This window comes from Thermoactinomyces sp. CICC 10521 (assembly GCF_016055135.1).
GTDB lineage: Bacteria > Bacillota > Bacilli > Thermoactinomycetales > Thermoactinomycetaceae > Thermoactinomyces_A > Thermoactinomyces_A daqus.
The window spans coordinates 145896-159592 of record NZ_JAECVZ010000005.1 but is presented as its reverse complement, the minus strand read 5'-3'; the positions used below and the strand labels follow the sequence as shown (position 1 = coordinate 159592).

Below are 13697 nucleotides of genomic sequence, written 5' to 3'. Positions count from 1 at the left end.
AGTAAATGATCTTGTGGGACCAGGTCTTCTATGTTGACCATCTCTGGATGAAATTCTCTGGATGAATTCGTCCTGAACATAGAAACCTTCCTTCGGAATTTTTTTTATACCTTTTCAACAAAAAAAGGCTGTTGACCTTCTTTGTCAACAACCTCAAGACCACCGGTTATCGGTGGTCTTTCTTGTTGACGCATCCCAAAAAGGGGGGTTCGCCGGAGCCGGATTCTTTTCTTTGCCAGGCGTTAATTAACGAATGACGCGGATTGTCTTCAGTGTGGGATCTTCCGGCCCTTGTACGGGCAGTCCGGCTTTGATGTGTTCCACGATATAGCTGATATTATCTTCAGTGATCCGTTCGCCCGGGGCGAGAACGGGAATGCCGGGCGGATAGATCATAATGAATTCGGCGATGATGTGTCCGGCTGACTCGGCAAGGGGGATCGAGACCGTGTCGCTGTAAAATGCCTCGCGCGGGGATAAAACGAGTTCAGGTATTTCCGGGAGGCGGATATTCACCTGTTTGGTTTGCTCCGGTTGGTAAAACCGGCCGGAGAGATCTTTGAGCGCCTCAAGCAGACGGTCGATCGTTTCTTTCGTATCGCCGGGGGTCACCAGACACAGCAGATTGTACAAATCGCTCAATTCCACTTCGACATTGTGGCATTCGCGCAGCCACTTTTCAGCATCGTGTCCATTGATGGCAAAGTTTTTCAAGTGGATGAGCAATTTGGTCTCGTCGAGATCGTACAGGGCGTCACTGCCCAGCCATTCCTTGCCCATACACAGGAGGCCCGGGATTTTGTTGATTTCGCTTCTTGCATATTCGGCCAGTTCCAATGTTCTCTGAATGATCTCATAACCTTCCGTCGCCAGATAGCGCCGTGCTGCATCCAGGGAAGCAAGCAGGATATAAGAAGTGGAAGTGGTGGTCAGCATACTGATAATCGACTGAATCCGGCGCGGATTCACAAGGCCCTCCCGCACGTTTAGAACGGAGCTTTGCGTCAGGGAGCCGCCCAGTTTGTGCACACTGGTGGCGGCCATATCAGCCCCGCAATCCATGGCGGACATCGGCAGGCGTTCGTGGAAATGGGTCAGCACTCCATGGGCTTCATCAACGAGAACAGGAATCCCGTGCTGATGAACGAGATCGACGATTTCCTTGAGGTTGCCGGCCACGCCGTAATACGTTGGATTAATCACTAAAACGGCTTTGGCTTCAGGATGCTTTTTCAGGGCTTTTTCCACTTGGCACGCTGTAATGCCGTGAGCGATTCCCAGGGTTTCATCCATTTCCGGGTGGACGAAGATCGGCAGCGCTCCGGCGAGAATGATGGCGGATAAAACCGATTTATGCACGTTTCGCGGCACGATGATTTTATCCCCCGGTTCTGCAACCGACATGACCATCGTCATAATCGCACCGCTCGTTCCCTGCACGGAAAAAAAGGTATAATCCGCGCCAAAAGCCTCAGCCGCCAGCTTTTGTGCCTCGGCAATTATACCGTGCGGATGGTGCAAGTCATCCAGAGGTTCTATATTAATCAGGTCGATGGACAAGGCGTTGTCCCCGATAAAGTGGCGGAACTCAGGGTCCATGCCCCGACCTTTTTTGTGTCCGGGAATATGAAATTGAATAGGATTTCGTTGGGCATGTTCCTTCAATTTGCTGAACAATGGAGTGGTTCTTTGTCGATCCATGGGCGTTGCCTACCTTTACTTGAATTCATGCACGACCGATAGTATAACAAAAACGGCTTCGGAACAAAAGAAAAATATTCATTTTTGAATGGTACAATCAATGAATAATAATACAATCGATTTGCATAATAAAAAACCTCCCGTTTTTGAGAGGTTTTGCATCTGCCGATGGACTTTGGACGAAGAGTTGGAGCTTTTCCGCAACGGCTTATGCGACGAAGAAGACTGGATCAAAGCGAAGCAGCAAGACCCGACGGACCGTGTTTTCCAGACTTCAACAAGCAGAAATCCTCCCATTTCTGAGAGGATTTCATCGGGGTGAACAAGTGTGACAAGCCGGGCCGGTCTTAGCCCCCAAATCCCTGATTTTTGCGCAAACTTCCGCCGGGGTTTAGCGAAGATGAGGTGATTCTATGAAATGGACAGTTTATACAGGGGCTGCAAGGTTTCAAAAGTGGACTCCAGGATCTTCACCATTTCTTCTCCCGTTTTTTGCACGGCTTGTTCGCGTGGCAGAACCGTTCCGCACAAAAACTCGGCTTTTTTGACATTCTCAAGGCGATCGAGCATTTTCAGGGCGTCTTCTTCGCTGAGCTCCCGTTTTTGAATCACATCGGGCACGGTATGATCTTTGGAGAAGTAAAAGGAATCGGGGATCGCCGGCCAAATTTCCGCGAATTGTTCCTTGAAGTTTCGGGCAAACGCCGGCTTGCGGTCACATTCATAAATCAGGGCAAACCACATGAACAGGTGTGTGTCACGGATGCCCAACTGAAAGTGGGGAAGGGCTTTGTAGCCGCGTCTGCCGGTTGACCAGGCAACCCAGGTTTCCTCCGGCGGATTCACAGTTCTGCGAGCATGTTTGGCAATATGTACATAAACGGGTTCCCCGACCAGCGCTGCCAGGAAGGGAGCAATTCGATCGCCGAGCACCCCGAATTTTGGCTGGATATTTTGCCGGATTGCCTCCATGCGCGCCTCCAATCCGGCGATGTTGAACACCGTAAAATCTTTTTCGATAAATGGAGGGATTTTCACTTACATTCACCACCAGGCAAACAGATTTTGTACATATCTTACCACAGATAAGTACAAATCTATAAAAATATTATTTTAAATATTCAGTTTATCATTATAATCACCGTTTCCCTTTCGGTTTAAGAGGCGTAAATTATAGCAAGATCAAGGGTTGAATGCATTTTTTGATGAACTCTTTTCGACAGGTTTATTTCCTTCATTATGGGGCAAAGCTGTAGCCAAGCTAACGAAAATGGGGTTAGCAATTTGGGGCCCAAATCCCGATTTCTTACAATGAAGGGGTGCAGCGGAACCATGGAAGAGGTTATTCGGGCATATCGTTGTCGCACTGCGGAGGAACGCATTCAGGTGTTGAGAATGGAATTGGATTATGAATTGGCCAAACTCTATGAAGCGATGAAAGAGAAGAGCACACACAAAATTGACCAGTGTAAAGCACGGCTGAAGGAAATCCGAAGGGAAATGATGATCCTTGAAGTTTTATAAAACAATTTCGTCTATTTTATAGCAACAGGAGATAAATCAAATTTTGTCGAAAGTGTAACATGCTGAATTTTCGTTGGCGTGTTACACTTTTTTCATTTTTATCATTCCACGATTGGGGGAGGGCATCATATGGAGTGGAAATTGACGAGAGAACCGTTGGCTTCACTGGAAATGGATGCAATCATCGTCTTTCATGCAAATGAAGGAAAATCGGTTCAAGGGGTTGCCCGGGAAGTAGATGAGGCTCTCGGTTTTCGGATTTCCAACCTGATTGCTGCAGGAGAAATTTCGGGGGATTTCGCCGAAGTTACGGACATGCACAATTGGGGAAAAATCCCCGCTGGACGGGTTTTTGTCGTTGGTCTGGGGGATGAGGGAAAACTGGAACTTCATTCCTTCAAAAATGCAGTGGCTACCGCTGCAAGAGCGGCAAAACATAAAAAAGTGAAAAGTCTGGGGATCGATTGTCCTTCCTTCATGATCGAGAGATATAACTCGGTTGACGTGATTCAGTCGATTGTGGAAGGGATTGAATTGGGAAGCTATCAGCATCATTCCTATAAATCTGAAGATAAAAGCGAAAGCTTGGAAGAGATTCGCGTCTTTGGAGATCAGGTGAAAGATTCGGCCTTTGCTGCGGGGGTTGAACGCGGTCGCATTTTTGCCCGGGCCACCAACTTTGCCCGCTATCTCGTGCATGAACCGGCCAACTTTATGACCCCGGAAGCATTGGCCGATCATGCACGGGCCATAGCGGAAAAAAGAGGGATTGAACTTGATATCCTGACCGAGGACCGGCTGCGGGAGTTGGGCATGAATGCGCTGTTATCCGTGGCTGAAGGCAGTGCAAACCGGCCGCGGATGATTGTCTTGTCCTATAAGGGGGCACCGGAGTCGGATGATGTAATCGGGCTGGTCGGCAAAGGAGTAACCTTTGACAGCGGAGGATTGCAGCTTAAACCCGGCAAAGGGATGGGCGAGATGAAAGATGATATGGGCGGAGCGGCAGCTGTACTGGCAGCGATGGATGCGATCGGCGAACTGCGCCCGCACAGCAATGTCATCGCCGTCATTCCGGCCTGCGAAAATATGACGGGCAGCAGAGCATTTCGTCCAGGAGATGTGATTCGCTCTTTTAGCGGGAAAACAATTGAAGTTCATCACACCGATGCGGAAGGGCGACTGATTTTGGCTGATGCCATTGCCTATGCCAAGCACCTTGGCGCAACACGACTGGTTGATATCGCCACGCTGACGGGCGGGGTTGTGGTTGCACTGGGGCATGTAGCGAGCGGCCTGATGAGCAACGATGCGCAGTGGGCCGAAGAAGTGAAAAAAGCGGCTCGCATCGCCGGGGAACGGGTCTGGGAACTTCCGATGTACGAAGAATACGAGCAATATGTGGATAGTGAGATTGCGGATGTGAAAAACGATGCCGGAAGCACGGCCAGCTGCATTCAAGGAGGTTTGTTTTTGCGCCGGTTTGCAGAGCCTGTTCCATGGGTGCACTTGGATATTGCGGGGACGGTTACCGCTTCGGAGGAAAAGGGGATTTTTGTCAAAGGAGCGACCGGAACCGGGGTTCGGACACTGATTCAACTTGCGATCTGCCAGGGATAATAAAGATCAGACATCAGGACTGGGCACGGAACCCTAACCGTCTCCAGTCTTTTTGTTTGAAAAAAAGGAAATCGTTATCCTTGGGGGATCCCGAATAAGTTAGATTGTATTTTGGAAAAGAAAGGAGAGCCAAACGTTGCGTATATTGGTAACAGATGAGGCTTATCAAACGCTCGTCGGCAAAAAGCCGGAACCGTCGGCCGTGCTCCGCATTGCGGCGATTACGGAGGGATGCGGTTGCAGCAATGATGCCATGTATGAGGTAAACTGGGATCTGCCGCAGGAGAATGACCGGCATTTTGAGATTGCGAAAGACTTGAGCGTGGTTATCGATCCGGGAAGTCAACTTTATTTTGAGCCTGAATTGATCATTGACTTTGACCCGGAACGGGGAACTTTTTCCCTGAAAAACAAAAGCGAGATTTTTATCCGGCAAATTTTTCTGTGAAGGAGGATCATGTTGCCACAGGTCGAGATTGTCGCACATCGCGGTTTTTCCGAAATTGCGCCGGAAAATACAATGGCTGCTTTCAAGAAGGCGCAGGCAGCGGGAGCTGACGGAATCGAACTCGATGTGCAATTGACGAAGGATGGGGAGGTTGTCGTCATTCATGATGAAACGGTGGACCGGACCACCAACGGTTCCGGATTGATCAACGAGATGACCTGGGCACAGGTGCGGAAACTGGATGCTGGTCGCTGGTTTTCCGAGGCGTATGCCGGGGAGACGATCCCGACTCTGCGGCAGGTATTGGAATGGGTGGCCGGGACTTCACTTTGGGTCAATATTGAATTGAAAAACAACCGCTTCGCCTACCGCGGACTGGAAGAAAAAGTGGTGAAGGAGATTGAGCGAACCGGTTTGGAGAGGAGGGTGGTTTTATCTTCCTTTAATCCTCTGAGCCTGCGTCATCTGGCTGCCTACCGTCCGGCGATGGAGAGGGCTCTTCTCTATGAAAACAAAATGCCTGCTCCTTGGATTTATGCCAAGTTGATCGGGGTTAGCTCCATTCACCCGCACTTTTCCGTGATCACGCCGGCCATCGTTGAGCGTTGCCGGGCAAAGGGGATCGCTGTTCGCCCGTACACGGTGGATGATGAGGGGATGATGGAGGAATTGATTGAAGCGGGAGTGGAGGCGATCATTACCAATGTCCCCGATCGATTGTTTTGGATTTTGAACGGTTGACGAAGCCGCCGCTGAAGTTGCCAGTCCGGGCGGGGGATGCTAAAATGAAGCTGATGGACAGCGCCTGAACCAGAGGGGGCGCTTTTTGTCTTTAACAGGAGGAACCATTTATGAAAATCGGATGTCATATCAGCGTCTCAAAAGGATTTTTTAACGCCGCCAAGCGGGCAGATGAGCTGGGAGCGAAATCATTTCAAGTCTTTACGAAGAATCCCCGCGGCTTAAAGCCGAAAAAGTTAAATGTAGTTGATGCGGACCGCGGGCGGGAATACTGCGAGGAGCAGGGAATTACCCTCGTGGCCCATACGCCGTATATTACCAATTTGTCCACCCCCAAAGAGGATTTGCAGGAAGTGACGATTCGCTCCATCAAGGAGGATCTTCGGATTGCGGAAGCTTTCGGGGCGGTTGGAGCGGTTGTCCATTGCGGAAAGCATGTGGGTGAAGGAGAAGAATTTGGCCGTGAGCGCATGGTCGAGACGTTAAATTTGATTTTGCGCGACTATGACGGGCCGACGAAACTGCTTCTGGAAAACACGGCTGGGCAAGGCAGCGAGTTGGGACTGACCATCCGCGAACTGACCGAGATTCGCAACCGGACGGACGAGCCGGAAAAGATCGGATTTTGTTTTGATACCTGCCATGCGTTTGCCGCCGGGATTTGGAATCACGATACGTTTGCAGAATTAGTCAAAGAGATGGAAGAGACCGGTTACCTGGAACATTTGACGGCGATTCACTTCAATGACAGCAAGGTTCCGTTTAACAGCCGGAAGGATCGCCATGAGAAGATCGGAAAAGGGGAAATCGGTGCTGATGCGCTGGCATTGTTCCTGAAAGCGCCGCAATTTGAAGGTCTTCCGGTCGTGCTGGAAACGCCGGTTGACGATGAATCGGAATATGGGGACGAGATTCGCTATCTTCACCAGTTGAAAAATTCATGAGAAAGTGAGAGATGCGAAATGGCTGCCGATGTGAACACCTGGCTTCACTCGCTCCCGCCGCTGGCGGCCTATCTGATCATACTGGCGCTTACGGCGATTATCTACAAAACGGCGTTTGCCGTCAGGCTTCCCGTTTTGAAATCGGTGCTGGTCTATGTTTGTCTGGCGGTGGGGTGCGGCTTACTGACGCTCTTTCACTATATGGACTTTCCGATGATCCCGGCTTTGGCGGTAACCGTGATCCTGATCGCCGTGACAAGGCTGAGATTGTACGCGGTTCGCAAGCAAAATGAAAGAGCGAAGACGGAAAAGATGCATTGAAAATGCCTTCAGGAGCAGAAAAGGGGTGGAGAAATTCCATGCAGCTGAAAGACGCGCTTTTTAATTGGTTGCAGATTCAAATTGTTTGGGAAGCGAGACCGAGTGACCGGTCTGCCCGGGATACCGCCTATTTTTTTGAGGAGATGCTGCGGGAAGACCATCAGGTGACCAACCTGGAGAAAACGGCGGAAAAAGACCGCTATGTCGTACAATACGAGCTGGATGGTCAGGTACATACCGAGTCGTTTGCGCGGGAAGCGGCGGAACAACTGATCAAGGATATCATGGCTGAACCAAAGTACAATCAAACGTTTACTGATTGATGTTCATCTTTTTTTTCTGCCGTTCAAGTGTTTTCTGTTTGATGCGTTCATGGCAGTCAGGGCAAATCTGAATCAGGTGCGGATGTTTTTTGATTTTCTTCTCCGTCCATTTGTCCGGTTTGAAACTCTGTTCACACAGGATACAAATCACTCTCATTCCGTATCTTCCTTCTTTTATTTTGTCCCTTTTTAAATGATCCAACAGTAAGTATACTACAACCGTTTTGGCATGGCACTGTTTTAACTTAACGAAAAAGCAAACAACGGAGTGAATTCGTTGTTTGCTTTTTCTTGATCGGCTTATCTGGCCGGTGCTTGTCTGCTCTGATTGAGGCGTTCCTGGTTCATCTTGTTTGGCGCCTGTTCGGTTCTTTCCGTTTCGCGGGAAGGTTGGGGTGCAATCCGGTTGGCGATTTCCGCCAGTTCATTCATCAGACCGCCGACCGGATGCCCTTGGCGAATGTGCTCACTCAACTCCCGAATGCGCTGGGTTAAAGCCGGGTCCGCGGTAACGAGTGCATTTGCTCCCAACGGATCCTCCTTGAGCGCTTGGGCAACCGTATATTTAATCGTGCCGACACGGCCGCGATCAAGTGTCGGGTCAAGCGCGATCCCCACCAAAGTGTATTTTCCCATCACAACTGCCGAAGCGCTTTTGACATTGGGAACCTGCATTGCCAGCTGTGCAAGCCGGTCCGCTTTCGCCTGCGGGGATTGATCCCGTTTCGGTTCGGGAGCGGTTTGCTTGACTTCAACGGTTTGCGGGATTTTTTTGCCCGACGGCGGAGCGGATTGATTCGCTGGCGGCTTGTTTTCCTGCTGACAACCGGTTAGGACGAGTAAAGCAGCAAGCAGGCCGATCCATTTCAGCTTCCAAGTCATCCGTTTTTCTTCCTTTCCGTTTTCATTTGTTCCTATTTTGTCCTGTTCCCCGGGCGGGCATGTACTCACTTTGAAGTCATTCCCCGTTCGGTGTAGAATGGGGGTTGAGGATCAGGACACTTTGGAGGTACATAAAAATGAAAATTGAAACGTTTGTGCTCGGACCGGCCATGACGAATGCTTATCTCATGTATGATGAGGAGTCAAAAGAGGGATTGGTGGTTGACCCCGGCATGGGGCCGGATTCCTTGCTTCGGCGCATTGGAGAATTGGGAATTGCCGTGAAAGCGATTTTATTAACCCATGCCCATTTTGACCATATCGGCGGGGTGGAAGAATTGCGTTCGCTGACCAAGGCGCCTGTTTATTTGCACCGCGCAGAAGCTGATTGGATGACGGAACCGCAAAAAAATGGATCCGGGCTGTTTCCGGGAATTCCCGCGATCGTCTGCGCTCCGGCGGAACACCTTCTTGACGGTGGGGAAACGCTTTCGCTGCTTGGAGAAACTTTTCGCGTATTGCATACACCGGGGCATTCGCCGGGCAGTGTCACGTACGTATGGGGTACCACCATTTTCAGCGGCGATGTGTTGTTTAAAAACTCGATCGGCCGTACCGATTTGCCGGGGGGAAGCTATGAAACTCTGATGCACAGTATTTCCGAAAAGTTGATGGATCTGCCGGAGGAGACGAGAGTCCTGTGCGGGCATGGGCCGGAGACGACCATCGGGCGTGAACAGATGCACAATCCTTATGTAACCGGATTGTTGTAAGAGGGTTATCCATCGCAAAAAAGTTAAATACTTGTGAAAAGGAGCGATTTCGTTCCATGATGTAATGAAGGAGCGTTTGTTGCATGAAATGGAGAAATGTGGTTGTTTTGTTGCTGATCGTCGTTGCGGTGGCCGGTACATTCTGGTTTTATTCGGCGAAAGGACAAGATGAGGCGGCCCTGCAAGTGGTTCATTGTCAGGGGGAGCCGCAGCCGGAAGAGGGATATTGCGCCCCGAACTTCAAACTGGCCACCCTCGATGGCCGGAGCGTTGAGTTGGCGCAAAACGGGGGCAAGCCGACGGTGGTGAACTTTTGGACGACGTGGTGCGGATATTGCAAGCAAGAGATGCCCTATTTTCAAAAAGCGTTCAATAGTTACAAAGACCGCGTCAACTTCATTATGGTCAATTTGACGGCGATGGAGCGGAAGCCGGAAGAGGTTTCCTCCTTTGTAAAACAAAATCACTTCACGTTTCCTGTTGCCATGGACCCTGCTAAAAATGGACAGACGGTGGGAATTGATCAGTATCATCTCTTCGGAGTGCCGGCTACTTTCATTGTGGGAAAAGACGGGAAAATCCTGCACAAATTTGTAGGCGGGATGAAGGAACAGGCGCTGTTTTCCATGATTGACGAACTGGCCAAATAAATGACCGCCGACAAAAGGGGAGAGAGTTCTGTGGAGCATATCAGCTGGTGGATCGCATTCGGAGCGGGGGTGCTTTCTTTTATTTCGCCTTGCACTCTGCCGCTTTACCCATCTTATCTATCCTACATCACCGGTGTATCAGTGGCTCAGCTCAAAGATGAAAAACGAAGCAGGACCATAACCAGGACCGTTGTGTTTCACACACTTTTTTTTATATTGGGATTTTCCGTCATTTTCTATGCGTTGGGGTTTGGGGCCAGTCTGCTCGGAACGCTGTTCAGCCAGTATAAGGATCTGATTCGCATGCTGGGCGCCGTTTTGATCGTGGCCATGGGCTTGTTTGTGCTCGGTGTCTTTCAGCCGGCTTTTTTGCTGAAGGAGTATAAGTTGCAGACAACGAAAAAACGGGTCAGCTTTTTGGGATCGGTTTTGGTGGGGATGGGTTTTGCCGCCGGCTGGACGCCTTGTGTCGGTCCGATTCTCGCCTCGATTATTATGATGACCGCGCTTCATCCTGAAGTGAAATTGGCCTATTTGACTGCTTATACGCTGGGGTTTGCCATCCCGTTTTTTGTGATGGCGTTTTTTGTGGGGAGATTTCGCTGGATTTTGAAGTATTCGGCGGGAGTGATGAAAGTCGGGGGAGGATTGATGGTGCTGTTTGGCATTCTCCTCTATACGGATCAGATGTCCGCTTTGGCCAGCTGGTTGACAAGCATCACCGGATTTACCGGGTTCTGAGCGGTGTTCCCCGCCCCGGTGACCAAAACAGACAAAATCGATAATTTTTGTTACAATTTTGGGTGAAGACGGGTGAGATTATGAACAAAAAGACGCGATATTGGGTCCGCCGCGTGTTATTTCTCTTCATGGTCGCTTTGGTGGGAATCGCCTTATACCAGGCGATGAACCAGGATCAGGCCGACAAGCCGGAAGCAGGGGAGAAAGCGCCCGATTTTCAGCTGGAAACCCTGGACGGGAAACAGATGAAACTGAGCGATTTGAAGGGAAAAGCGGTTTTGCTCAATTTCTGGGGGTCCTGGTGTGATCCCTGCCGAAAAGAAATGCCTGTCTTGGAGCAAGCTTACGAAGAGTATAAAAACCGGGGCTTTACGGTTGTCGGCGTGAACATCGCGGAGACGAATGTAACTGCCTCCGCCTTCGCCCGTCAATACGGGCTGACGTTTCCCGTCCTGATGGACCATGACCGGGATGTGGTGGATTTGTACAAAGTCGGTCCCATTCCCACTTCTCTTTTGATCGACCCTGAGGGTAAAATTACAAAAAGGGTCGAAGGTCCGCTCATCCATGGACAATTGGAATTATATATTAACTCGGTTTTGCCGGGGCATTAGACTGGGAGGATGATATCATGGAACATTATAAAGATATTGAAGCGGGCGAATTCAGCCAGGTGGATGAATCGGAACGAAAAAAATACGTTTTGGTTGATGTGAGAACAAGTGAAGAGTATGAGGAGGGGCACATTCCCGGAGCGATCCACATTCCGCACGACGAGATGGAAGAGCGGTTCGCGGAATTGAATCCGCACAAAGATGAGAAGATTTTGCTCATCTGCCGGAGCGGGCGCCGCAGTGTCATCGCTGCCCATGTTCTACATAGCAAGGGGTTTTCGCAGCTTTATAACTTAAAGGGAGGAATGCTGGAATGGACGGGTCCCGTAACGAAGGAGTAACAGGCAAAACCATGCCTTTTGCCCGGACGGCCGATCAGGTTCTGGACTTGATCGGCGCTACTCCGGTCGTTCGCTTAAACCGGCTGGTGAAGCCCGACTGGGCAGAAGTCTATGTGAAGTTGGAAAAATTTAATCCCGGCGGCAGTGTGAAGGACCGCACGGCATACAATATGATTCGTGCCGCCGAAAAGAGCGGCCGGCTCAAGCCGGGGGCGACGATCGTGGAACCGACGAGCGGAAATACGGGGATCGGACTGGCATTGGTCGGGGCGGCCCGCGGTTACCGGACGATTCTGGTCATGCCGGATACGATGAGCAGTGAGCGGATCGGTCTGTTAAAGGGATATGGGGCCGAAGTGGTTTTAACCCCCGGACATTTAAGGATGCCCGGCGCGATTCGCAAGGCAGAAGAGCTGGCCAAAGAAATTCCCAATTCCTTTTTGCCTTACCAGTTCCAAAATGAAGCCAACCCGGAAGTGCATCGCCTGACGACCGGACCGGAGATTTGGGAGCAGATGGAGGGACGGCTCGATGCGTTTGTCGCAACGGCCGGAACCGGCGGAACGATTACCGGGACAGGGGAATATCTGAAGCAAAAACTGCCGAATTTGTTCATCGGCGTGGTCGAACCGAAAAACTCTCCCGTACTGGCGGGTGGTGAACCAGGACCGCACCAAATTCCCGGAACGAGTCCCGGTTTTATTCCACCGGTTTTAAATCAGGATATCTATGATGAAATCTTTCATGTTTCCGATGAAGAAGCCATCGAAACCACACGCAATCTGGCCCGCAAAGAAGCCATTTTGGTGGGCCCGTCTTCCGGTGCTTCGGTTTGGGCGGCACTCAAAGTGGCAGAACGCCTGGGGAAAGGAAAACGCGTACTCTGCATGGCGCCGGATACCGGTGAGCGTTATCTGAGCACTTCCGTCTTCGACTTTTCGGAACAGGAGTCATGATGGAAAATCCGCTTTTGGCAGAAATCCTCAAACAGATTGAAGAGAGCCCGGAGGGGAGAATTCCGTTTGCGCAATATATGGAGTTGGCCCTCTATCATCCCGAATGGGGTTATTATCAGCGTGATCGAGTAAAACTGGGACGTGAAGGCGATTTTTTTACCAATGCCCATGTGGGAGAGCTGTACGGGCTGGTACTGGGACGGCTTTATGCGAAGTGGATCCGGCGATTCGCTTCGGTTGGCGAATGGGCCGTAGTGGAGATGGGCGCGGGCGATGGCCGTCTGGCCGAACAGGTGGGAAAAGGGCTCTGCGATGCAGGCATTCCGCCGGAACAGATCCGCTTTCATCTGGTGGAAATAAGCCCGTTTCACCGGCAATCAGCCCGTGAACGTCTCGCTGCTTTGCCGGTTTCCTACTGCATTCACGGGCGATTGCCGGAAATTCCGCCCGTAAAAGTGGCTTTTATTTATAGCAATGAACTGGTTGACGCCTTCCCTGTTCATCGGATAAAAAAAGATGGGGGGCTGCTCCTGGAATCATGGGTGTCAAAAGGAGAAGATCGGAAACTGGCGGAAAAGTGGATTCCGCTTGGAACGGATTCCGCGGATCTGTTAAAATTGGGGAGCGATCTTCGCGACGGTGAGATGCTGGAGGTTCCGCTGGCAGCCCGCGGATGGCTGCAGGAAGTGGCCCGCTGGCTGAACGAGGGGATTTTGGTCACAATCGATTACGGTGCGTCCACCCGGGTTCTGAAACAAAAAAAGGGAACGCTCCGGGGTTACCGCAAGCATCGGGTGATTCCGGACATCCTGGAAACTCCCGGAGAAATCGATCTTACCTGTGATGTGAACTTTTCCCTGCTGGAGGAATGGGGGGAGTCGGAAGGGTTGATGATGGTCGCCAATCTTACGCAAGCCGAATTCCTGCTCCAAAGCGGAATCGCCGGGTTGTTGCCTGCGGCGGTGCCAACTGACCCTTTCAGCCCGGAGGCCAAACGGGTTCGGGCGATCAAACAACTCATCCATCCCCAGGCGATGGGAGAATCTTTCCGCATCCTGATTCAGTCTAAAGGATTAGAGATCAACCGTGGCCAAAATCTTTTTTAATCACGAGTGAAA

General features: G+C 50.7%; 18 protein-coding genes. 14 read left to right on the top strand and 4 right to left on the bottom strand.

Annotation, left to right across the window (positions count from 1 at the left end; genetic code table 11):
• Window positions 1–246: 246 nt before the first annotated feature.
• Together I8U17_RS05930 and I8U17_RS05925 are read right to left on the bottom strand one after the other, a co-directional pair.
• Window positions 247–1701, bottom strand: coding sequence for an aminotransferase class I/II-fold pyridoxal phosphate-dependent enzyme (locus I8U17_RS05930; RefSeq protein WP_198055635.1), 1455 nt, complete (start codon window positions 1699–1701; stop codon window positions 247–249).
• Window positions 1702–2112: 411 nt separating this feature from the next.
• A complete protein-coding gene (locus tag I8U17_RS05925; protein ID WP_033100211.1) occupies window positions 2113–2739 on the bottom strand; it encodes a YktB family protein in 627 nt (208 codons plus the stop codon).
• 294 nt (window positions 2740–3033) lie between these two features.
• Between I8U17_RS05925 and I8U17_RS05920 the strand changes: the two genes are divergently transcribed.
• From I8U17_RS05920 to I8U17_RS05890, 7 genes are all read left to right on the top strand, one after another.
• The gene (locus I8U17_RS05920) at window positions 3034–3225 is read left to right on the top strand and encodes a hypothetical protein (protein WP_033100212.1); all 192 of its coding nucleotides are present in this window, start codon (window positions 3034–3036) and stop codon (window positions 3223–3225) included.
• A 129-nt stretch (window positions 3226–3354) separates the two neighbouring features.
• A complete protein-coding gene (locus I8U17_RS05915) occupies window positions 3355–4845 on the top strand; it encodes a leucyl aminopeptidase (protein WP_198059157.1) in 1491 nt (496 codons plus the stop codon).
• Window positions 4846–4981: 136 nt separating this feature from the next.
• On the top strand, window positions 4982–5293 hold the full coding sequence (locus I8U17_RS05910) for an iron-sulfur cluster biosynthesis family protein (RefSeq protein ID WP_198055637.1): 312 nt from the start codon (window positions 4982–4984) through the stop codon (window positions 5291–5293).
• 12 nt (window positions 5294–5305) lie between these two features.
• On the top strand, window positions 5306–6034 hold the full coding sequence (locus I8U17_RS05905) for a glycerophosphodiester phosphodiesterase (protein ID WP_232330928.1): 729 nt from the start codon (window positions 5306–5308) through the stop codon (window positions 6032–6034).
• Window positions 6035–6144: 110 nt separating this feature from the next.
• Window positions 6145–6978: a deoxyribonuclease IV gene (locus I8U17_RS05900; RefSeq protein WP_033100216.1), complete on the top strand. Its 834-nt coding sequence runs from the start codon at window positions 6145–6147 to the stop codon at window positions 6976–6978.
• A gap of 18 nt (window positions 6979–6996) precedes the next feature.
• The gene (locus I8U17_RS05895) at window positions 6997–7299 is read left to right on the top strand and encodes a YlaH-like family protein (protein ID WP_033100217.1); all 303 of its coding nucleotides are present in this window, start codon (window positions 6997–6999) and stop codon (window positions 7297–7299) included.
• Between the two features lie 38 nt (window positions 7300–7337).
• On the top strand, window positions 7338–7622 hold the full coding sequence (locus I8U17_RS05890; protein ID WP_033100298.1) for a hypothetical protein: 285 nt from the start codon (window positions 7338–7340) through the stop codon (window positions 7620–7622).
• On the opposite strand, the gene I8U17_RS05885 is transcribed toward I8U17_RS05890, so the two are convergent.
• On the bottom strand, window positions 7612–7779 hold the full coding sequence (locus tag I8U17_RS05885; RefSeq protein ID WP_198059155.1) for a DUF2197 domain-containing protein: 168 nt from the start codon (window positions 7777–7779) through the stop codon (window positions 7612–7614). The two genes, I8U17_RS05890 and I8U17_RS05885, sit on opposite strands and share 11 nt — an antisense overlap.
• A gap of 143 nt (window positions 7780–7922) precedes the next feature.
• On the bottom strand, window positions 7923–8504 hold the full coding sequence (locus I8U17_RS05880) for a YhcN/YlaJ family sporulation lipoprotein (RefSeq protein ID WP_033100299.1): 582 nt from the start codon (window positions 8502–8504) through the stop codon (window positions 7923–7925).
• A 137-nt stretch (window positions 8505–8641) separates the two neighbouring features.
• On the opposite strand from I8U17_RS05880, the gene I8U17_RS05875 reads away from it, so the two are divergent.
• The 7 genes from I8U17_RS05875 (at window position 8642) to I8U17_RS05845 (ending at window position 13685) form a co-directional block, all read left to right on the top strand.
• Window positions 8642–9277: an MBL fold metallo-hydrolase gene (locus I8U17_RS05875; RefSeq protein WP_033100218.1), complete on the top strand. Its 636-nt coding sequence runs from the start codon at window positions 8642–8644 to the stop codon at window positions 9275–9277.
• 83 nt (window positions 9278–9360) lie between these two features.
• Window positions 9361–9927 (top strand): TlpA family protein disulfide reductase, encoded by a 567-nt coding sequence (locus I8U17_RS05870; RefSeq protein ID WP_033100219.1) that lies wholly within the window; start codon window positions 9361–9363, stop codon window positions 9925–9927.
• 30 nt (window positions 9928–9957) lie between these two features.
• On the top strand, window positions 9958–10668 hold the full coding sequence (locus I8U17_RS05865; protein WP_033100220.1) for a cytochrome c biogenesis CcdA family protein: 711 nt from the start codon (window positions 9958–9960) through the stop codon (window positions 10666–10668).
• An 80-nt stretch (window positions 10669–10748) separates the two neighbouring features.
• On the top strand, window positions 10749–11282 hold the full coding sequence (resA, locus tag I8U17_RS05860; RefSeq protein ID WP_033100221.1) for a thiol-disulfide oxidoreductase ResA: 534 nt from the start codon (window positions 10749–10751) through the stop codon (window positions 11280–11282).
• Window positions 11283–11299: 17 nt separating this feature from the next.
• Window positions 11300–11623, top strand: a complete 324-nt coding sequence (locus tag I8U17_RS05855) for a rhodanese-like domain-containing protein (protein ID WP_220184961.1) — start codon at window positions 11300–11302, stop codon at window positions 11621–11623.
• Window positions 11624–11634: 11 nt separating this feature from the next.
• Window positions 11635–12579 carry a cysteine synthase A gene (gene cysK / locus I8U17_RS05850; RefSeq protein ID WP_198059160.1) on the top strand — a complete coding sequence of 315 codons (945 nt, stop codon included), beginning with the start codon at window positions 11635–11637 and terminating at the stop codon, window positions 12577–12579.
• Window positions 12579–13685 (top strand): class I SAM-dependent methyltransferase, encoded by a 1107-nt coding sequence (locus tag I8U17_RS05845; RefSeq protein ID WP_198059154.1) that lies wholly within the window; start codon window positions 12579–12581, stop codon window positions 13683–13685. Before cysK ends, I8U17_RS05845 begins: the two co-directional genes overlap by 1 nt.
• The last annotated feature ends 12 nt before the right edge of the window (window positions 13686–13697 follow it).

Bases quoted from the DNA above. Each gene is read 5' to 3' on its own strand.
- I8U17_RS05845 (WP_198059154.1), top strand. From the start codon at position 12,579: ATGGAAAATCCGCTTTTGGCAGAAATCCTCAAACAGATTGAAGAGAGC.
- I8U17_RS05890 (WP_033100298.1), top strand. From the start codon at position 7,338: ATGCAGCTGAAAGACGCGCTTTTTAATTGGTTGCAGATTCAAATTGTT.
- I8U17_RS05855 (WP_220184961.1), top strand. From the start codon at position 11,300: ATGGAACATTATAAAGATATTGAAGCGGGCGAATTCAGCCAGGTGGAT.
- I8U17_RS05930 (WP_198055635.1), bottom strand. From the start codon at position 1,701: ATGGATCGACAAAGAACCACTCCATTGTTCAGCAAATTGAAGGAACAT.
- I8U17_RS05900 (WP_033100216.1), top strand. From the start codon at position 6,145: ATGAAAATCGGATGTCATATCAGCGTCTCAAAAGGATTTTTTAACGCC.
- I8U17_RS05920 (WP_033100212.1), top strand. From the start codon at position 3,034: ATGGAAGAGGTTATTCGGGCATATCGTTGTCGCACTGCGGAGGAACGC.
- resA (WP_033100221.1), top strand. From the start codon at position 10,749: ATGAACAAAAAGACGCGATATTGGGTCCGCCGCGTGTTATTTCTCTTC.
- I8U17_RS05880 (WP_033100299.1), bottom strand. From the start codon at position 8,504: ATGACTTGGAAGCTGAAATGGATCGGCCTGCTTGCTGCTTTACTCGTC.
- cysK (WP_198059160.1), top strand. From the start codon at position 11,635: ATGCCTTTTGCCCGGACGGCCGATCAGGTTCTGGACTTGATCGGCGCT.
- I8U17_RS05875 (WP_033100218.1), top strand. From the start codon at position 8,642: ATGAAAATTGAAACGTTTGTGCTCGGACCGGCCATGACGAATGCTTAT.
- I8U17_RS05885 (WP_198059155.1), bottom strand. From the start codon at position 7,779: ATGAGAGTGATTTGTATCCTGTGTGAACAGAGTTTCAAACCGGACAAA.
- I8U17_RS05870 (WP_033100219.1), top strand. From the start codon at position 9,361: ATGAAATGGAGAAATGTGGTTGTTTTGTTGCTGATCGTCGTTGCGGTG.
- I8U17_RS05895 (WP_033100217.1), top strand. From the start codon at position 6,997: ATGGCTGCCGATGTGAACACCTGGCTTCACTCGCTCCCGCCGCTGGCG.
- I8U17_RS05915 (WP_198059157.1), top strand. From the start codon at position 3,355: ATGGAGTGGAAATTGACGAGAGAACCGTTGGCTTCACTGGAAATGGAT.